Genomic DNA, 18,436 nt, shown 5'->3' on the forward strand with positions numbered 1-18,436 from the left:
CGACGAGGACGGCGACCGGGTCTGCGGGCTCTTCCTCGTCTTCCACGAGGAGGGGCACCAGATCGAATGGCAGGTCAGGGACGGGCGAGTCCAGGTTGCCCCGGCGCCGGCCCGCTATGACTACCTCTGGCGATAGCCACGGGGGCCCAGGCGTCAGCCGACGTGGACGATGGGGCGGCGTTCGATGTCGGGTTCGGCCTGGCGGAGGATCTCGCGGGTCATGGGTGGGACGTCGCCGCCGCCGAACACCAGGTAGCGGAGCAGGGCGCCGATCGGGTTGCCCTCGGCCCAGTGGAAGTAGACGTGCGGCTGCTTGCCCGTCTCGTGCTGGATGTGGAGCAGGATCGCCGCGATCGCGTTGGGGATGCTCGGGCCCTCGGTGCTCAGGACGCGGTAGCCGTGCCGCTCCTCGCCGGTGACGCGCACGGTGGACTCGAACTCCGACGCGTCCGAGACGGTGAGTTCGAGGAACAGCAGGCCCTCCTCGGCGCGGAGCCGGTGCAGTTCCCAGGCTTCCCGCGCCTTGTCCAGGTACTCCTGGCGGTCGCGTTCGTCGGGCTCGTTGGCGATGATCCGCAGTTCGCCTGACCGGTCGAGCAGCTCGCGGGCCTTCTCGTCGAACTCGACGTCGGTGATGCGCAGTTCGGTGGAGCGTGTGGCGCGGGAGATCAGCGAGGTGACGACGATCGCGACGCAGAACACGACGGCGATCACCAGGCCGTCGGGGCGTTCGATGATGTTGGCGATGGTGGCGTAGGTGAAGACCAGGGTGACGGCGCCGAAGGCGGCGGCGGCGCGGCGGCGTCCGCGCTTCCAGGACGCCAGCGTCGCGGCGACCGCGGCGGACAGGATCAGCGCGAGGACGCCGGTGGCGTAGGCGCCGCCCTGCGCCTCGACCTGCGCTCCGAACAGCAGGGTGATGGCGAACGAGACGAGAGTGAAGATCAGGACCATCGGGCGGGTGGCGCGGGTCCAGTCGGGGGCCATCCCGTAGCGCGGCAGGTAGCGGGGGACGATGTTGATCAGTCCGGCCATGGCGGAGGCGCCGGCGAACCACAGGATCGCGACCGTGCTGAGGTCGTAGGCGCTGCCGAACCACTCCCCGAGGTGCTCGTGCGCGAGGTAGGCCAGCGCCCGGCCGTTGGCCTTCCCGCCCTCCTCGAACTCCTTCTCGGGGATCAGCACGCTGGTGGCGAAGCTGGAGGTGATCAGGAAGACGCTCATGATGACCGCGGCCGTGGTCAGCAGCTTGCGCGCGCCCTGGATCCGCCGGTCCAGGTCGCCCTTGACCAGCGGCATCACGGCCACGCCGGTCTCGAACCCGGACAGCCCGAGGGCGAGCTTGGGCATCACGAACAGCGCGACGGCGACCATCACCATCGGGTTGGAGTGGTCGGCGGTCAGCGCGTGCCTCCAGTCGGTGACCAGCCCCGGGTCGGACGCCACCTCGACCAGGGCCGTTCCCACCACCACGACGTTCAGCACCAGGTACACCGCGACCAGGACGACCGCGATCGAGATCGCCTCGCTGAACCCGACCATGAAGACCGCGCCCAGCGCCGCGATCAGCACCAGCGTGACCGGGATCTGCCAGCCCGCGACCGCGTCCGGGGCGAACGGGTTGTGCAGCAGGTGGGCGGTGGCGTCGGCGGCCGACAGCGTGATCGTCACGATGAACGCGGTGGCGACGAAGCCGAGCAGGAACAGCACCAGGAGCTTGCCGCGCCAGCCGGGCAGCAGCCGCTCCAGCATCGACAGCGACCCCAGCCCGTGCGGGCTCTGCCCCGCCACCGACCGGTAGACCGGCAGCGCCCCGAACAGGGTCAGCGCCACCAGCAGCAGGGTGGCGATCGGGCTCAGCGCCCCGGCCGCCAGGGCGGCGATGCCCGGCTGGTAGCCCAGCGTGGAGAAATAGTCGACGCCGGTCAGGCACATGACCTGCCACCAGGCGTGCTGCTTGTGCGGCGCGTCCTCGTGGTGCGGCTGCTTCTTGTGCGGCCCCGGCTTGTGCCCCGGGCGGTGCAGCCCCTGGAGCAGCCAGCGCCGCACCCCCGAGTCCGCCTCCGGCTCTGCTGACGTTCCCATCCGGCCCCCAGGTCGAGTCGCGAGCCCGCACACAATACTGGCGAAATGGGACATCCGCGCTAGTGCCGCACAGGAGAGCGGCCACACCGCTCGTCACGGGGCCGGGAGCCACGTGTCCGCACGCATATCGGAGCGCCGCACACCTTTTCGGATGCGTGGAGCGCCTCTAGGCTCCGCTGCTATGGAGCCTGACGCGTTCACGAGTTCTCCAGTGGTCTGGCTGGTGACCGAAGACATCCACCTCATCCGTTCGGACACCATCACCAGCATCGGGGTGACCGGCGACCAACTCACCGTCTGGCAGGGCGACCGGGCGACGACCGTGGTGCAGGCCGGCCTCCGTCAGCAGTTCGCCACGAGATACGCCGGCATCTTGGCCCAGCGCCTCGCCTCCGCCGCCACCGACCCGCCTCTCGATCCGGTGGGCAAGCCCTACCCCGCCGTGTACGTGTGGCTCCACCTCGACGAAGCGGCGGAGCCCTCCTGGGAGGTGAGGGTCGCGGGCGGCGGCGAAGGCGCCGACCCTCCCGAGCCGCCCTTCAGCGCCGGCGCACCGGCCTGAGAGCACGCCGCCGCGTCCCGGCGGCACGCCGGGACGCGGCGTACCGCCGGAATGCGGTGGTCAGTCGGTCTGCTTCGGGTAGGTGCCCGTGCCCTTGACGTGGATGCCGTCGGGGCCCGGCGGCTTACTGAACCGGAGCGTGTAGACGCCGTATTCGAGTTGCACGCTCTCGGTGATGATGAGCGGTTTCCCCTCGTCGTCCTTTATCTTGCACTTGTAGTCCTTATCGAGGACCCTTCTCGGCGGGCTGACGATGGTGTCGTACTTGTAGATCTCGAAGTAGTAGGGCTCGCCGGGGACGCCGAGGCACTGCCACTTGAAGGTGTCAGTGCCCGCGTTCTGGGAGAACCTCTTGGAGTCCCACTGCTTCGCGAAGGTGACGTCGAAGGTCCTGGTGACGTTCTCGCGGCGGGCGGCCTCGGCGGACGGAGCCGCCGTCAGCACCGCTGACGCGACGACCGCCATGACGAGACAAGCGGTTTTTCGCATACACCCCTCCTTCTGTTTGCGAGCACCAGTTTCACCCGCCAGAGGAGATCATTTCAGTAGGCCTGACATTACGAACCAGTAGATTCTCTCTCGGCCGCCGAATGGCGTTTTTATCAGCCTTAAGGCTGCAAATTTCTATGTTTATGGCTACCTGCACACCTCGGGGGCAGCGCGGCGCCGGAGGGGCGGCAGCGGCCGGCGGGGGCCGGCGGGGGCCGGTTCGTCAGGGCCGCGCCCTTGCGCGGCGGCTCGGCCTGGGTTAATCATACATTCACTCGTTGCGTGTATGAATGGATGGGTGGTGGCGGGATGCCGCGCGGGACGGCCGTGGTGCTCGGCGGGAGTGTGGCGGGGCTGTGCGCCGCGGGGGTGCTCGCCCGGCACTTCGCGAGGGTGGTCGTGCTGGAGCGGGACCGGCTGCCGCCGGAGGCCGAGCACCGGCGGGGCGTCCCGCAGAGCAAGCACCCGCACTTCCTTCTCAACTCCGGCCGGCGGGCGATCGGAGAGATCTTCCCCGGGTTCGAGGAGGCGCTCATCGCGGCGGGCGGGATGCACCTGATGCCGTCGATGGACGCGGCCTACTGCGAGAACGACGGCTGGGCGCCGCGCAAGTCCGGCTCGATGACGATGGTGTACAGCTCCCGTGTGCTGATCGAGCGGGTCCTGCGCGGCAAGGTCCGCGAGCTGCCGGCCGTCGAGATCCGCGAGGGCGTGACCGTCACCGGGCTCCGCTCCGCGGACGGTCGCGTCGTGGGGGTCGAGTACGGCGACGGTCATCTGGCCGCCGACCTGGTCGTCGACGCGCTCGGTCGCGGCTCCTCGGTCGTGGACTGGCTCGGCGCCGCCGGGTGGCCCGCGCCTCCGGAGAAGACGCTCGACGCCAAGGTCACCTACACCTCGCGCTGGTACGACCTGCCCCCGGCTGGGCGGCGTCCGGAGACGTGGTGGTGGAAGCATCTGGTCATCACCCCGACCCAGGACGGCGGCGACCACCCTGCCGAGCACGAGTTCCTCAGCAACTTCTTCCCCATCGAGGGTGAGCGCGCCATCGTGTGCATGGGGTCGTGGGGCATCGAGATGCCGCGCAGGGTGGAGGCGTTCGAGGACGCGCTGGACCGTGTGCGGACACCGGTGTTCGCGCAGGCGGCCCGTGCCTGCACTCCGACCTCCGGGGTGCATCTGACCCGTTCGACGGGTAACAAGTGGCGCCGGTACGACCTGCTCAGGACGCCCCCGATCGGGCTGGTGTGCGTCGGTGACTCGATCTGCGCCTTCAACCCCTTCTACGCCCAGGGGATGAGCTCCGCCGCCCGTTCCGCCCTCATCCTGGACGAGGTGCTGCGCAGGCGCGACGCCGTCGACCTCGCGTTCATGCGCGAGTTCCTGCGCGGGCAGAGGAGGTCGCTCCAGGTGCCCTGGATGCTGGCGATGGCCCGTGACCAGGCCTACGACTTCGCGACCGGGACCGAGGTCGCCGCCGCCTGGCGCCGCAGGCTCACCGCGCGCCTGAGCTGGCCCGTCTTCAACGCCATCACCGCCGCGAGCCGCGAGGACGCCTACGTCGAGCGGACGTTCGCGCAGGTGTTCAACCTCGACAGGTCGCTCCGGCAGATGGCCGCCGATCCGCGGTTCTGGTTCGGCGTCGTGCGCTACGAGCTGCGGAAACGGCTCGGCCGCACCGTCGTGCCCCACGGGTTCGACGACCGGAGGGATCCGCCCGGCATCGACTTCACCGGTTACACCGGCCCCCGCGGCGCCTCTCCGGCCCGCGGCGACGACCTTGTCGGCACCTGACGCCGGGAGGCGGCTCATGGGTCCCACCTGCGATCCGGCGGCCGAGCGCGTCGCCGGGGAACTCGGTTTCTCCTGCCACGGCGCCGATGCCGTGGTGAGCTTCCGCAACCCGTTCAACCTGGCCGACGGCACCATGGCCGTGCTCGAACTGCTCATCGTCGGCGGCGCGGTGTTCGCCCTGGTGCACGCGTGGCGGCGGTGGCGGCGCGACGGCGATCCGGTCAACATCTCGCTGTGGTTCGCCTCGGTCGTCTACCTGGCCGTGATCGAGCCGCCGCTGTACTTTCCCGGCTGGTTCGGTCTGCAGGACCACGTCGGGTTCATCTTCTCCCACAACGTGTTCACCGTGCAGTTCATGTACGACCGGCTGCCGCTGTACATCGTGGCGTTCTATCCCGCGATCTCGCAGCTCGCCTACGAGCTCGTCCGGGTGCTCGGCGTCTTCGCACGGCGCGGGCCGCTGGCCGGCTCGGTGGCGGTCGCGTTCGCGTGCCAGGTCTTCTACGAGGTCTTCGACCAGCTCGGCCCGCAGCTGAGGTGGTGGGCGTGGAACGAGGCGAACGAGAAGATCAACCAGCCGGCGCTCGCCTCGGTGCCGATGAACAGCATGCTGCTCTTCGCCTCGGTCTCCTTCGGAGCCATGACCTACCTCGTCGTCCGCCTGACCGGTGGGCGGGACGGCCGCGGCGCCCTCACCGGCCCGCGGATCGGTCGGCGCACGCTGGTCGCCGGGGCCGTGACGCCCCTGGCGATGATCGTCGTGAGCGCCCCCAGCGGCGCCTTCGAGGGCCGCCTCGGGGTCCAGCGGGCGATCCTCGGCGCCGAGCTCGCCGCGGTCTGGGTCGCCGGCCTCCTCCTGCTCGCCGACGCCTGGCGGGCGCGGCGCGCCGGGACGGCCGTCCCGGCGGTGTCGCCGCTGTTCGCGCGGACCTATCCGGCGCTGTACCTCGGCGTCCACGTCGTCTTCTGGCTCATCGCGCTGCCCGCGTACCTCGCCTCGTCCGGCGGCGTCACCGAGCAGGGCACGCCGATCGGCAGCCTCTGGTACGCCGCGCTGTGCTCGGTCGCCGCCGCCGGGATCATCGCGGCCGCGCTCCGCGCGAGCGTGGCACGGGAGGCGGCGGAACCTGTGCGATCCTGAGGCCCATGGGGCACCACGGCTGGGGAGGCCGGCCTCCCGCGTCGGAGGCCGAGGCCCGGCAGCGCATCGTCGACGCGACCGTCCGCTGCATCGACAGGCACGGCGTCGCGAAGACGACGCTGTCCGACGTCGCGAACGAGCTCGGGGTGACCCGCCAGACCGTCTACCGCCACTTCGGCCGCATCAGCGACATCATCGGCGAGGTCGCGGCCCAGGGCGCCGAGTCGTTCGTCGACCGGATGATCGCCCACCTCCAGGGCATCGGCGACCCGGCCGAGGCCGTGGTCGAGGGCATGATCTTCTGTGTGCGGACCATCCCGAACGAGCCGCGGCTGAGCCTGCTGCTCCAGCTCGACGACTCCGCCGCCTTCGGCCGCGGGGCCACCACCGCCGACGCCATCGCCTACGGCGCCGAGATGCTGCGGCGCTTCCCCGTCGACTGGGCGGCCGCCGGTGTCGGCGAGGACGAGCTCGACGGCCTCGCCGAGATCGTCATGCGCCTGCTGACCTCGCTGCTGCAGCACCCGAGCGAGCCGCCGAGGGACGAGGCGCAGGTCCGCGCCGTCCTGCACCGGTGGCTGGCCCCCGCCCTGCGCGCCGGCGCCGTCACACAGGGGTGATCGGCAGGGAGCGCCGCGGCCGGAAGGCGAAGGCGGCGCCGGTGCTGAAGCGGACGACGGCCACCTCGTCGGGCTCCGGGGCCGGGTCGTCGCGGCGGACGACGGCCAGCCGCCATTCCCCGTCGCCGGAACCGTGCGCCTCGACGTCGAGGCGGGGGTCCACGGCGCGGACGACGGCCTGGAGCGCGGTCGTCCATCCGGGTCCGCAGAGGGAGATCCAGGCGCCGTCCTCATGCGCGGGAGACGGGCGGACGACGATGTTCGCGCCCTCGATGCCGGCGTCGACGTAGGCCGAGGGGTTGAGGAGGGGGTGCACCGCGAGAAGGCGGGCCGCTCCCTCCGCGTCGCGCGGCGGGTCCAGGGCGCGGGCGAGCCGCTCGGCGGCGACGCCGGCGATGCCGACGAGCTGCTTGCGGCGGATGCGGAGCAGTTCGCCGGCGTCGGCGGCCCGCTGGGCCACGGAGAGGGTGAAGGCCCGGTTGAGCAGGTGCATCTGGAGGCAGACCTCGTCGGCGATCCGTGCCAGCGCGGAGCGGGAGAAGGCGGCGAAGTCGAGGTCGGAGAGCAGGGGCCCGGAGTAGTCGGCGAGCCCGTCGTCGGACGGGTCGATCGGTGCGAGTTCGAGGGTCGCGGCGCGGGAGCGCTCGTTGTCGGCGAGCAGGGGGATGCCCTCGGCGCCGGGGTGGGACTCGTCGATGACCACCGTCCACGCGCAGTGGGGGTGCCGGTCGGCGGGGCGGCGCGGCGGCCGGTGGATCGGCCGCACCTGGGCCTTGGGGTTGGTCGCGACCGCGGTGGCGTCGAAGGTGGGGTCCTCGATGTCGTGGCACATGGAGCGGACGTAGTCGTCGCCCATCGGCTCCACGTCCATCAGGGCGCCGCAGTGGTCGAGGTGGAACTCGCCGTGCCACCGGTCGTGGACGGTGTAGCGGAAGTCCATGAACTGCGGCGGGGCGCCGATGTCGAGCTGGAGGCCCTTGAAGATGGTCGGGACGTCGCCCTCGCCCGGCACCTCGGGGGCGTAGCCCAGGGCTCGCTGCATCCGCCTGGTGTAGATCGGGCTCGATGCCGCCCACTCCTCGATCGCGATCCGCGCCATCTCCTCCCTGCCGAACGCGGAGATGCACCACGCCATCCCGGAGCGGTCGATGAGCTGCCCGATCAGGAGCAGCTCGGGCACGACGACCGCGAGCTCTCCGCGGGTCAGGCCCGCGTACCGGCTCGGAGGCGTCGCCGGCGGGTCGGCCATCTGCGGTTCTCCTTGCCTCGGCGGTCCCGTCCACCTGCGACCGAGGCGGCGGGGAGGTGCCGGCGCCGCGGTCCCACGCCGGGCGCGGCTCCGGAGCGCCCGGCACCATAGTAGAACGTGTTCCAATGAAACTGGAAGCCTGTCCGGACACCTGTCCGGATACCCGTCGACTGCGCCGGGCATTGCGACGGGATCGAGGCTCGACCTATGCTGGACATATGTCCAGCCAGCTGACCGGCGCGGCGCGGTGAACGCCGGAAGCGTCCGTCGCCACGGCGCCCGGTAACGCGTTCTATCGACCGTCCCCTCTCGTCGAGGAGCACCATGGCCCTCCGCGTCCTGCACGTGGCCACCGGCAACGTCGGCCGCATCGCCCTGGGGCAGCTCATCGAGGACCCCCGCTTCGAGCTGGCCGGACTGGTCGTCTCGAACCCCGCGAAGGTCGGGCGCGACGCCGGCGAGCTCGCCGGGCTCGACGTGGTCACCGGGGTCGCGGCCACCGCGGACCTGGGGGCGGCGCTCGCCGCGCGGCCCGACTGCACCGTCTACTGCGCGATCGGCGAGACCCGGCTGCCCGGCGCCCTCGCCGACATCGGGAAGATCCTCGCCGCGGGCAGCAACGTGGTCGCCTCCTCTCCGGTGCCCCTGATCTACCCCTGGGGGCTGTTGCCGGAACGCATGATCCGTCCCGTCGAGGACGCCTGCCGGGCGGGCGGGACGAGCCTCTTCACCACCGGAGTGGACCCCGGCTGGGTGAACGACCTGCTGCCCTTCGCGATCGCGAGCACCTGCCAGCGGGTGGAGCAGGTGCGCTGCTCGGAGATCGCCGACTACGCGACCTACGACGGCGGTCCGGTCATGTTCGACTTCATGGGCTTCGGACGACCCGTCGGGGACCTGCCGAAGATCCTGCGCCCGGGGATGCTGGCCGCGTCGTGGGGCGTCAGCCTCCGGATGCTGGCCCGGGGGTTCGGCTTCGAGCTCGACGAGATCACCGAGTGGTTCGAGCAGGAGCCGGCGCCGGAGGCGTTCGACGTGGCCGCCGGGCACATCCCCGCCGGCGGGATGGCGGCCGTCCGGTTCCAGATCAGCGGCGTCGCCGGCGGCAGGGAGGTCCTCGTCATCGACCACACGACCCGGCTGCGCGGCGACCTGCGGCCGGACTGGCCGCAGCCGGCGCAGGACGGCGGCTCCTACCGGGTCGAGATCGTCGGGGAGCCCTCCTACCGCGTCGACGTCTGCCCGACCAGCGCCAGGGGGGACCACAACTACGCCGCGATCGCCGCGGGCGCCGGGCGGATCGTCAACGCGATCCCCGACGTCGTCGGGGCGCCGCCGGGGCTGCGGACGCCGCTCGACCTGCCTTTCACCACCGCCCGCGGCGTCTTCGCCGCGGCGCTGACCGACCGGGGCACCGGCAGATAGGGACGGCGACCATGGGACGTGTGGACGGGAAGACCGCTCTGATCAGCGGCGGGGCCCGCGGCATCGGCGCGGCGAGCGCCCGGGCCCTGGCCGCCGAGGGCGCCAGGGTCGTCATCGGCGACATCCTCGACGACGAGGGCAGGGCGGTCGCGGACGAGCTGGGCGACGCGGGTCGCTACGTGCACCTCGACGTGACCAGCGAGGACGACTGGGCGGCGGCCGTCGCGACCACCGTCGCCGAGTTCGGCGCGCTGAACGTGCTGTTCAACAACGCGGGGATCGCCAACGGCGCGGCCGTCAACCGGTTCAGGCCGGAGAAGTGGCGGCAGATCATCGACGTCAACCTCACCGGCCCGTTCCTCGGCATCCGCGCGGCCGCCGACGCGCTGATCGCCGCCGGAGGCGGGTCGATCATCAACAACTCCTCCATCGAGGGCCTGCGCGGCACCTCCTGGGCGCACGGCTACGTGGCCTCGAAGTGGGGGCTGCGGGGCCTGACCAAGTCGGTCGCCGTGGAGCTCGCCCCGCACGGCGTCCGGGTCAACTCGCTGCACCCCGGCCTGATCCGGACGCCGCTCACCGAAGGCATCCCGGACGACATGGTCCCGATCCCCCTCGGACGCCCCGGCCTGCCGGAGGACGTCGCCTCCTTCGTCGTCTTCCTCGCCAGCGACGAGTCGTCCTTCGCCACCGGAGCCGAGTTCGTCATCGACGGAGGGACCGTGCAGCAGATCCCCCACAAGGGCTGACCGCGGCCGGTCCGGCCGTGGTAAGGAGACTGCCGTGCGAAACTCCGCGAAGGACCACGGGACGGGCCCCACCGACTACGACGCCGAACTGCGGCTGCACGACCGGGTCCTGCGCCGGGCGGCCGCCGTCCGGCACGACGACCACGTCCTCGACATCGGATGCGGTTCCGGGCACACGACCCGGCAGGCCGCGCGCGCGGCCCGGGCGGGCAGCGCGTTCGGGGTCGACGTCTCCGCGCCCGCCGTCGAGCGCGCCCGGGAGCTGGCGCGGGCCGAGGGCGTCGGCAACGTCTCCTTCGAGCGCGCCGACGCGCAGGTCCACCCCTTCCCGCCCGAGCGCTTCGACCTGGCGATCAGCAGGTTCGGCACGATGTTCTTCGACGACCCGGTCGCGGCGTTCGCCAACGTCGGGCGGGGGCTGCGCCCGGCCGGACGCCTGGTGATGATGGTGTGGCAGCCCGCCGAACGCAACGAATGGGAGGTCGCCATCCGCCAGGCCCTCGCCGGGGCCGGGCAAGCGGAGGCCGCCGCTCCCTCCGGACCGGACGCGTTCTCTCTCGGCGACCCGGAGACCGCCGAGCGGATTCTCAGCGCTGCGGGCTTCGCCGACATCGCCTTCACCGAAGTCCACGAACCCGTCTACTACGGGCCGGACGTGGACACCGCCCTCGGCTGGGTCCGCGGTTTCACCTCCACGCGCGAGGCGCTCCGGCGGCTGGGCCCCGACACCTCGGCGCGTGCGGTCGCCCGCCTGCGCGAGACGCTCTCAGCTCACCTCGACGGCGACGGTGTCCGGTTCGATTCGCGCGCCTGGATCATCACCGCGCACCGGCCCTGAACGGACGGCCGGCCGGGGCCGGCGACGCCCGCCCGGGTGCGGGTGCCGCCGACCCGGAGGTTTTCGTCCGGAGCATTGACATTAATCGGGTGCATCGTTCATGCTTCCCGGCATGGAGAAGCGGGCTGACGCGCTGCAACGGCTCCGGCAGGCCCATGAGGGCGCCGTTCTGGCGGCGCTGCGCGGCGAGGGGCCGATGAGCCGGACGCGGCTCACCGAGCGCACCGGCCTGTCCCGCACGACGCTGTTCGCCATCATCTCCGAGCTCATGGAGCGCGGCGCGGTGATCGAGTCGGGGGCCGAGGACGACGGCCGGCCCCGCGGCCGGGGGCGGCCGGCGACCCGCGTCTCCCTCAACCCCGACGCCGGGCTGCTGATCGGCGTGGATCTCGGCCGTCGGCGGATCCGTGTCGCGATCGCCAACATCGCCCGGCAGGTCGTCGCCACCGCGGTGGACGACTCGGCGCCGGACGCGGACGAGAGCGAGCAGGCCGACCTCGCCATCGCGCTGGTCCGCAAGGTCTGCGACGACCGCGGCATCGGGCTGCGCGCGCTGGAGGCCATCGGGATCGGCCTGGTCGGGGCGATGGACGGCCCCGCCCGCCGGCGGCGGGCCGCCGAACGGCTGGAGGCCGCCTTCGGCACCCGCGTCGAGGTGGACAACAACGCCCGCCTCGCCGCACTGGCCGAGCAGACGTGGGGCGCCGCGCGCTCGGCCGACGACGTGGTCTACGTGCGGTGGGCGTTCGGCGTCGGGGGCGGCTTCATCTCCGGCGGGCGCCTCCTGCGCGGGGGGCACGGGGCGTCCGGCGAGGTCGGCCACGTCTCGGTCGATCCGGCGGGACCGCGGTGCCACTGCGGCGGACGCGGCTGCCTGGAGGGGCGGATCGGCGTGCCGGCGCTGCTGGAGGCCGCCGCGTCGCGGGGCGTCCGGCTGACGGGCACCGACGACCTGCTGGAGGCCGCGCGGTCCCGGACGCCCGCGGTGACCGCGGTGGTCGTCGAGGCGGCCCGCACGCTGGGGACGGTCCTGGCGGGCACCGTGGCCCAGCTCGACCCCCGGCGCGTCGTCGTCGGCGGGGACCTCGCCACGCTCGGCGGCCTGGTGCTCGATCCGATCAGGTCGGCGATCGGCGAGCTCGCCCTGCCGGGCAAGCCGCGCGCGCTCGACGTCGTCCCGGCCGACCTCGGCCCCGCCGCTTCGGCGATGGGCGCGATCGCCCTGGTCCTCAAGGAGCAGGACCCCCTCCCGCCCGGCCCGCTGCCCGCGGACCCGTAGACCCGGCCCGACCTGCGCTCCCGCAACAAAGCGCCTATTTCTGTCAACCCTCAGGAATTAATGAACGGAGTCCCGTGCCCCCTCGCAACGTCCTGATCCTCATGACCGACCAGCACCGGGTCGACACGCTGGGCTGCTACGGCAACCCGGTCGTGCGCACCCCCGCGCTGGACGGGCTGGCGGCCGAGGGCACCAGGTTCGACCGGTTCTACACGCCGACCGCGATCTGCACCCCCGCCCGCGCCTCCCTGTTCACCGGCACCCATCCGTTCCGCCACGGCCTGCTCGTCAATCCCGAGCGCAACGGCGGCGCCAAGGACGAGGTGGACGACGACTTCCCCACCCTCGTCCGGCCGCTGCTGGGCGCGGGCTACAACGTGGGCCACGTCGGCAAGTGGCACATCGGCCGCGAACGCGGCCCCGAGTACTACGGCATGGACGGCGAGCACCTGCCCGGGGCGCTGAACCCGTTCCACCACCCGTCCTACCAGGCCTGGCTCAAGGACAACGGGCACCCGCCGTTCAAGGTGCGCGACGCGGTCTTCGGCAAGGCGCCCAACGACTCCGGGCGCGGCCACCTGATCGCCGGGCGGCTGGAGCAGCCCGCCGAGGCGACCGTCGAGCGGTTCCTCGCCGACCGGACGATCGAGCTGATCGACCGGTACGCCGACGACGGGCGGCCGTTCGCGCTGACGTGCAGCTGGTACGGCCCCCACCTGCCCTACCTGCTGCCGGACGCCTACTACGACCTGTACGACCCAGCGGACGTGCCGCTGCCCGCGTCCATGGCCGAGACGTTCGCCGGCAAGCCCGACGTCCAGCGCCGCTACGCCGAGTACTGGTCGGCCGACCACTTCGACGCCGACGCCTGGCGCAAGCTGATCGCCGTCTACTGGGGCTACGTCACGATGATCGACGAGCAGGCCGGGCGGATCCTCGACCGGCTCCGCGAGCGCGGCCTGTGGGACGACACGGCGGTCGTGTTCACCGCCGACCACGGCGAGTTCACCGGCGCGCACCGGCTCAACGACAAGGGCCCGGCGATGTACGAGGACATCTACCGCATCCCCGGGATCATCCGGGTGCCGGGCGCGCCCGCCCGCGCGGTCGACGAGTTCGCCACGCTGATCGACCTGCACCCGACGATCCTGGACCTGGCCGGGCTGCCGCCCGGCGACCCCTGCGACGGCCGGAGCCTGCTGCCGCTCATCCGCGGGGAGGACGACCCCCGCCCCGAGGTGGTCGCCGAGTTCCACGGCCACCACTTCCCCTACTCGCAGCGGATGATCCGCGACCGCCGCCACAAGCTCGTCTTCAACCCCGAGAGCGTCCACGAGCTGTACGACCTGGAGGACGACCCCCACGAGCTGCGGAACGTGTACTCGGCGCCCGCCTACGCGGAGGTGCGGCGGGACATGACCGGCCGGCTCTACAGGGAACTGCTGCGCCGGGGCGACCCCGCCTACACCTGGATGAGCTACATGGCCGACATCGGCGCCGGCCGGGCGCCCGACGTCGACGGCGTCGCGGACGAGGTCGCGTGATGGCCGCCGCCGGCCGGGGGCGGGGGCGCCTGCGCTCCGCCTCGCTGACCCTCGCCTCGGCCGCGCTGGGCCTCGCGGTCTGGGTCGGGCTGTCCAGGAGCGGGATCGACGGGTTCCCCGGCCCGCTCCCGGTGGCGCGCCGCGCCGGGGAGCTGGTCGGGGACGGCACGCTGTTCGACGACCTGCTCGCCAGCCTGCGCCGCGTGCTGCTCGGCTTCGTCCTCGGCGTCGTGCTCGCGGTCCCGGTCGGGTTCGCGATGGGCTGGTACCCGGTGGTGCGCGGGCTGTTCGAGCCGTGGCTCCAGTTCTTCCGCATGATCCCGCCACTGGCGATCATCCCGCTGGCGGTGGTGCTGATGGGCATCGACGAGACCCCGAAGGTCTTCGTGATCTTCCTGGCCGCGTTCCTGTCCTGCGTCGTGTCGACCTACCAGGGCGTGGTCTCGGTCGACCGGACGCTGATCAACGCGGCGCGGGTGCTCGGCGCCGGCGACCGGACCCTGTTCACCGACGTGGTGGTGCCGGCCTCGACCCCGTTCATCCTGGTCGGCATGCGGATCGGGCTCGGGGCGTCCTGGGCCACGGTCGTGGCGGCCGAGCTGATCGCCTCGCAGGGCGGGCTCGGCTACCGGATGCAGCAGGCGCAGCTCTACTACGAGCTGCCGACCATCTTCGTGTCGCTGATCGTGATCGGGCTCACCGGGCTCGCGATGGACCGCCTGCTGCTGCTCGCCGAGCGGCGGCTCACCGGATGGCAGGAGCGCCGATGACCAAGATCTCTTTCCGGGACGTCACCCACCGGTTCGCCTCGTTCACCGCCCTGGACCGAGTCTCGCTGGACATCGCCGACGGCGAGTTCGTCACCGTCGTCGGGCCGTCCGGCTGCGGCAAGAGCACCCTGCTGAACCTCGCCGCCGGGCTGCTCGCACCGGACGCCGGGACCGTCGAGGTGGACGGCGCCCGGGTCGCGGGCCCCGGCCCCGAGCGCGGCGTCATCTTCCAGCAGTACGCGCTGTTCCCCTGGATGAGCGCGCGCAAGAACGTCGAGTTCGGGCTGAAGATCGCCGGAGTGTCGAAGAAGGAGCGCCGCGCGACCGCCGAGCACTACCTCGACCTGGTCGGCCTGGCCGACTTCGCCGACGCGCTCCCGAAGACCCTGTCCGGCGGGATGAAGCAGCGGTGCGCCATCGCCCGCGCCTACGCCGTCGACCCGTCGGTGCTGCTGATGGACGAGCCGTTCGGCGCGCTGGACGCGCTGACCCGCGTCCAGCTCCAGGACGGGCTCCTCGACACCTGGACCCGCGAGCGCCGCACCGTCATGTTCATCACCCACGACGTGGACGAGGCCGTGTACCTGGCCGGGCGGGTGGTCGTCATGGCCGCGCGCCCCGGCCGGATCCACAAGGTCGTCGACGTCGGGCTGCCCTATCCCCGCACCGAGGAGATCCGCCTGTCGCCGGAGTTCGACGAGCTCCGCCGCGAGGTCTGGACGGCCGTCTACCACCAGCCCCCCGCCCCGACCCCCGAAGGGACAGCACCATGAGATCTCTGCGCCTGCTGGCCGCGTCGCTCCTCCTGCTGCCGCTGGCCGCCTGCGGCGGCGAGGACGACGGCGGGACGACCGTGAAGTTCGGCTACATCGCCGACTTCTCGGGCGCGGCCACCCTCGCCGCGGCCGAGAAGCTCGGCCTGTGGGAGAAGGCCGGGCTCAAGCCCCGGCTGAAGGTCTTCACCAACGGCCCGCTCCAGATCCAGGCGCTCGGCGCCGGCGACCTCGACTACGGCTACATCGGGCCGGGCGCCACCTGGATGCCCGCGTCCGGCAAGGCCAAGATCATCGCGGTGAACATGCTCGGCCAGGCCGACCGGATCATCGCCACCCCGGAGTCGGGGATCACGAGCGTCGCCGGGCTCCGGGGCAAGAAGGTCGCCGTGCCCGAGGGGACGTCGGGCGACATGCTCCTCCAGCTCGCGCTGAAGAAGGCGGGGATGACCCCGAAGGACGTGAAGCGCGTGCCGATGGACCCGAGCACGGTGGTCACCGCCTTCTCCTCCGGCAAGGTGGACGCCGCCGCGATCTGGTACCCGCTCATCGACACCATCAAGAAGCGCACTCCCGGACTGGTCGAGCTGTCCAAGAACGCCGACTTCTTCCCGGCGATGTCGTTCCCGAGCTCCTTCGTCGCCCGCAACCAGGTCGTGAAGGACGACCCGGCGACCGTCCGCAAGGTCATCAAGGTGCTCCAGCAGGCCAACGACTGGGTGGACGGCCACACGGCCGAGGCCGAGACGACGGCGGCCGCGTTCGTCAAGGTGCCGCCCGCGCAGTTCAAGGGCGCGTCCGCCGTCACCAGGACCTTCAGCTCGGCGGAGCTGACCCGGCTGACCGGGGACGGGACGGTGAACGGCTGGTACAAGGGCCTGTCCGACATCTTCGTCGCGATGGGCAAGCTGCCCTCCTCCCCCGACCCGGCCGCCTACTACACCGCGAGCCTCTACACGAACGCCGGCAGCAAGTAACCCCCGGACCCGGCCGGCGTCCGGCCGGCCGGGCCGCCCCTGAGGAGGCACACCCCCATGCCCCGTCAACGCATCCCCCTGTCCCGCCGCCGCACGGTCGCCGCCTCGCTCGCGGCCGTCCTCACCGCCGCCCTGTCCCCGCTCGCCGCCGCGCCCTCCCGGGCCGACAGCGTCTTGGACTCTCCCGCCGCCGGCCCGCTCGGGCTGGTGCCGAAGCCGGTGTCCGTCGAAGCGAGCGACGGCCCCGGCTACCGGCTCGATCCGGCGACCTCCATCGCGGCGGTCGGCGGCGGGGCCGCGGCGCCCGCCGCCTACCTGGCGAAGGTGCTGCGGCCGTCCACCGGTTACCGGCTGCCGGTCGTGCCCGCGAGGTCCGGCCGGAACCCGATCGTCGTCAAGGTCGGCCCCGGGCTCGGCCCCGCGGGCCGCCTGGAGGGCTACGACCTCACCGCGAACCCGGCGCAGGTCGTCATCGAGGCGTCCACCGCCAGCGGAGCCCTCAACGGCGTGCAGACCCTCCGGCAGCTCTTCCCCCAGTGGGTGGAGTCGCCCGCGAAGGCCCGCGCCGCCTGGACGGTGCCGCACGTCGAGATCATCGACTATCCGCGCTTCGCGCACCGGGGCATGATGCTCGACGTCGCCCGCAGCTTCTACCCGGTGGACGAGGTGAGGAAGTACATCGACGCCGCCGCGCAGTTCAAGATCAACCGCCTGCACCTGCACCTGAGCGACGACCAGGGCTGGCGGATCGCGATGGACGCCCCCGCGGTGAACCCCTCCGGGATCGACTACGGCAGGCTGACCTCGGTTTCGGGCTCGACCGCGATGACCCGTAACTCCAGCGGCCAGCAGATGGGCACCGAACCCGGCGTCACCGGCTTCTACACCAAGGCCGACTACGCCGAGATCGTCCGGTACGCGGGGGCGAGCGGGATGACCGTCGTCCCGGAGATCGACATGCCGGGCCACACCAACGCCGCCCTGCACGCGATCCCGCAGCTCAACAGCGCCGGATCCAAGCCGGACCTGAAGCCGGGAGAGACAACCGTCCCCGCCAACGGCACCCCTGACGTCGGGTACTCGTCGTTCGACGCCGCCAACCCGGTCACCTACGAGTTCACCAAGCAGGTCCTCACCCAGCTCGCGGCCATGACGCCCGGCCCCTACCTGCACATCGGCGGGGACGAGTCGCACAGCACGAGCGGCGCCGACTACCGGGCGATGGTCGACGCCTTCACCGGCCAGGTCGACGGGCTGGGCAAGACGGTCGTCGGCTGGAACGAGACCGCCAGGACCTCACTCCCGCGTGGCAACGCGGTCGTCCAGTACTGGGCGGGCGACAAGGCCGCCGTGGCCGGCGCCGTCACGGGCAGGGGCGCCAAGCTGATCCTCTCCCCTGCCTCCAACACCTACGTCCCGCAGAAGCAGGACTCCCGGCAGCCCCTGGGCGGCACGTGGGCCTGCGGCGGACCGTGCGGCCTGGACCGGCACTATGGCTGGGACCCCGGAACCTTCATCCCCGGCACGTCCGAGAGCGACGTCCTCGGAGTGGAGTCGGCCCTGTGGGGCGAGTTCATCCGGCGCCTCCCGCAGGCGCAGTACTACAGCTACCCGCGCCTGGTCGCCACCGCCGAGGTCGGCTGGACGCCGCAGTCCCAGCGTGACTACACCGACTTCACCGGACGCCTCGCCATGGTCGGCGGACGCCTGACGCTCCAGGGCGTCAACTTCTTCCCGACCACGGGCGTCCCCTGGCGGACGGCCGCCCTCGGCTCCGACAGGACCGTCCCGGCGGGCTCGCCCGCCGGTGCCGCCTGGACGGTCACCGCTCCCGCCGCCGGCGCCCTCACCGGCACCGTCACCTGGAACGACGGCGTCCAGGAGGACGTCACGCTCACCACGTCCCGTGCGGCCAGCATTCCGGACATGCGCGGCAACGCCGCGTTCACCGCCGTCTCGAACCGGACGTTCTCAGCCCCCGGCACCTACACGGCCACCCTCACCCTCCGGCCGACCGGCCAGGCGCCCGTGGAAGCGCCGCTGACCCTGACCATCTCCTGAACCGCCCCGTAGGCCTGCCGCGCCGCGGCGCCCCGCTGCGCCAGCGTCAGCCGGCGGACCTGCGTGGCGAGGACCCCGAG

16 protein-coding genes are annotated in these 18,436 nt (G+C 72.2%); 13 read left to right on the forward strand and 3 right to left on the reverse strand.

Annotated elements, in window-relative coordinates:
• Positions 1-153: 153 nt before the first annotated feature.
• The gene (locus tag AB0C69_RS19425; protein WP_360355253.1) at positions 154-2,085 is read right to left on the reverse strand and encodes an amino acid transporter; all 1,932 of its coding nucleotides are present in this window, start codon (positions 2,083-2,085) and stop codon (positions 154-156) included.
• 223 nt (positions 2,086-2,308) lie between these two features.
• Between AB0C69_RS19425 and AB0C69_RS19430 the strand changes: the two genes are divergently transcribed.
• Positions 2,309-2,647 carry a hypothetical protein gene (locus AB0C69_RS19430; protein ID WP_360355256.1) on the forward strand — a complete coding sequence of 113 codons (339 nt, stop codon included), beginning with the start codon at positions 2,309-2,311 and terminating at the stop codon, positions 2,645-2,647.
• 60 nt (positions 2,648-2,707) lie between these two features.
• Here the strand turns inward: AB0C69_RS19430 and AB0C69_RS19435 are convergent, their stop codons facing one another.
• Positions 2,708-3,136, reverse strand: a complete 429-nt coding sequence (locus tag AB0C69_RS19435; protein WP_360355258.1) for a hypothetical protein — start codon at positions 3,134-3,136, stop codon at positions 2,708-2,710.
• A gap of 309 nt (positions 3,137-3,445) precedes the next feature.
• Between AB0C69_RS19435 and AB0C69_RS19440 the strand changes: the two genes are divergently transcribed.
• From AB0C69_RS19440 to AB0C69_RS19450, 3 genes are read left to right on the forward strand one after another with little or no spacing between them, the layout of a single operon-like run.
• On the forward strand, positions 3,446-4,930 hold the full coding sequence (locus tag AB0C69_RS19440; protein ID WP_360355261.1) for a hypothetical protein: 1,485 nt from the start codon (positions 3,446-3,448) through the stop codon (positions 4,928-4,930).
• 16 nt (positions 4,931-4,946) lie between these two features.
• Positions 4,947-6,071, forward strand: a complete 1,125-nt coding sequence (locus AB0C69_RS19445; protein ID WP_360355263.1) for a hypothetical protein — start codon at positions 4,947-4,949, stop codon at positions 6,069-6,071.
• A gap of 5 nt (positions 6,072-6,076) precedes the next feature.
• The gene (locus AB0C69_RS19450) at positions 6,077-6,691 is read left to right on the forward strand and encodes a TetR/AcrR family transcriptional regulator (protein WP_360355266.1); all 615 of its coding nucleotides are present in this window, start codon (positions 6,077-6,079) and stop codon (positions 6,689-6,691) included.
• Here AB0C69_RS19450 and AB0C69_RS19455 read toward each other — a convergent pair.
• The gene (locus AB0C69_RS19455; RefSeq protein ID WP_360355269.1) at positions 6,678-7,940 is read right to left on the reverse strand and encodes a hypothetical protein; all 1,263 of its coding nucleotides are present in this window, start codon (positions 7,938-7,940) and stop codon (positions 6,678-6,680) included. The genes AB0C69_RS19450 and AB0C69_RS19455 overlap by 14 nt on opposite strands.
• A 324-nt stretch (positions 7,941-8,264) precedes the next feature.
• Here AB0C69_RS19455 and AB0C69_RS19460 point away from each other — a divergent pair, with 324 nt between their 5' ends.
• The 9 genes from AB0C69_RS19460 to AB0C69_RS19500 all read left to right on the forward strand — a co-directional run bounded on the left by AB0C69_RS19460 (position 8,265) and on the right by AB0C69_RS19500 (position 18,356).
• The gene (locus tag AB0C69_RS19460) at positions 8,265-9,365 is read left to right on the forward strand and encodes a dihydrodipicolinate reductase (protein ID WP_360355272.1); all 1,101 of its coding nucleotides are present in this window, start codon (positions 8,265-8,267) and stop codon (positions 9,363-9,365) included.
• Positions 9,366-9,376: 11 nt separating this feature from the next.
• A complete protein-coding gene (locus AB0C69_RS19465; protein WP_353832522.1) occupies positions 9,377-10,114 on the forward strand; it encodes a glucose 1-dehydrogenase in 738 nt (245 codons plus the stop codon).
• A 34-nt stretch (positions 10,115-10,148) separates the two neighbouring features.
• Positions 10,149-10,952 carry a class I SAM-dependent methyltransferase gene (locus AB0C69_RS19470; protein WP_360355274.1) on the forward strand — a complete coding sequence of 268 codons (804 nt, stop codon included), beginning with the start codon at positions 10,149-10,151 and terminating at the stop codon, positions 10,950-10,952.
• A gap of 112 nt (positions 10,953-11,064) precedes the next feature.
• On the forward strand, positions 11,065-12,231 hold the full coding sequence (locus tag AB0C69_RS19475; protein WP_353832524.1) for an ROK family protein: 1,167 nt from the start codon (positions 11,065-11,067) through the stop codon (positions 12,229-12,231).
• A gap of 74 nt (positions 12,232-12,305) precedes the next feature.
• Entirely contained in the window at positions 12,306-13,775 is a 1,470-nt protein-coding gene (locus AB0C69_RS19480; protein WP_360355277.1) for a sulfatase-like hydrolase/transferase, read from the forward strand.
• Positions 13,775-14,545 carry an ABC transporter permease gene (locus AB0C69_RS19485; RefSeq protein WP_345180934.1) on the forward strand — a complete coding sequence of 257 codons (771 nt, stop codon included), beginning with the start codon at positions 13,775-13,777 and terminating at the stop codon, positions 14,543-14,545. Before AB0C69_RS19480 ends, AB0C69_RS19485 begins: the two co-directional genes overlap by 1 nt.
• Positions 14,542-15,318 (forward strand): ABC transporter ATP-binding protein, encoded by a 777-nt coding sequence (locus AB0C69_RS19490; RefSeq protein WP_345180935.1) that lies wholly within the window; start codon positions 14,542-14,544, stop codon positions 15,316-15,318. The genes AB0C69_RS19485 and AB0C69_RS19490 overlap by 4 nt, the downstream gene beginning before the upstream one ends.
• On the forward strand, positions 15,315-16,295 hold the full coding sequence (locus AB0C69_RS19495; protein WP_360355281.1) for an aliphatic sulfonate ABC transporter substrate-binding protein: 981 nt from the start codon (positions 15,315-15,317) through the stop codon (positions 16,293-16,295). Before AB0C69_RS19490 ends, AB0C69_RS19495 begins: the two co-directional genes overlap by 4 nt.
• Positions 16,296-16,352: 57 nt before the next feature.
• Complete coding sequence (locus AB0C69_RS19500; RefSeq protein ID WP_360355284.1) at positions 16,353-18,356, forward strand: family 20 glycosylhydrolase; 2,004 nt, start codon at positions 16,353-16,355, stop codon at positions 18,354-18,356.
• The last annotated feature ends 80 nt before the right edge of the window (positions 18,357-18,436 follow it).

The sequence above is a fragment of the Actinomadura sp. NPDC048032 genome, from assembly GCF_040653175.1.
Classification (GTDB): Bacteria; Actinomycetota; Actinomycetes; order Streptosporangiales; family Streptosporangiaceae; genus Spirillospora; species Spirillospora verrucosospora.

Coding starts and splice junctions, on each gene's coding strand:
- AB0C69_RS19435 (WP_360355258.1), bottom strand. CDS start 3,136: ATGCGAAAAACCGCTTGTCTCGTCATGGCGGTCGTCGCGTCAGCGGTG.
- AB0C69_RS19440 (WP_360355261.1), top strand. CDS start 3,446: ATGCCGCGCGGGACGGCCGTGGTGCTCGGCGGGAGTGTGGCGGGGCTG.
- AB0C69_RS19475 (WP_353832524.1), top strand. CDS start 11,065: ATGGAGAAGCGGGCTGACGCGCTGCAACGGCTCCGGCAGGCCCATGAG.
- AB0C69_RS19465 (WP_353832522.1), top strand. CDS start 9,377: ATGGGACGTGTGGACGGGAAGACCGCTCTGATCAGCGGCGGGGCCCGC.
- AB0C69_RS19445 (WP_360355263.1), top strand. CDS start 4,947: ATGGGTCCCACCTGCGATCCGGCGGCCGAGCGCGTCGCCGGGGAACTC.
- AB0C69_RS19460 (WP_360355272.1), top strand. CDS start 8,265: ATGGCCCTCCGCGTCCTGCACGTGGCCACCGGCAACGTCGGCCGCATC.
- AB0C69_RS19485 (WP_345180934.1), top strand. CDS start 13,775: ATGGCCGCCGCCGGCCGGGGGCGGGGGCGCCTGCGCTCCGCCTCGCTG.
- AB0C69_RS19425 (WP_360355253.1), bottom strand. CDS start 2,085: ATGGGAACGTCAGCAGAGCCGGAGGCGGACTCGGGGGTGCGGCGCTGG.
- AB0C69_RS19450 (WP_360355266.1), top strand. CDS start 6,077: ATGGGGCACCACGGCTGGGGAGGCCGGCCTCCCGCGTCGGAGGCCGAG.
- AB0C69_RS19500 (WP_360355284.1), top strand. CDS start 16,353: ATGCCCCGTCAACGCATCCCCCTGTCCCGCCGCCGCACGGTCGCCGCC.
- AB0C69_RS19495 (WP_360355281.1), top strand. CDS start 15,315: ATGAGATCTCTGCGCCTGCTGGCCGCGTCGCTCCTCCTGCTGCCGCTG.
- AB0C69_RS19490 (WP_345180935.1), top strand. CDS start 14,542: ATGACCAAGATCTCTTTCCGGGACGTCACCCACCGGTTCGCCTCGTTC.
- AB0C69_RS19455 (WP_360355269.1), bottom strand. CDS start 7,940: ATGGCCGACCCGCCGGCGACGCCTCCGAGCCGGTACGCGGGCCTGACC.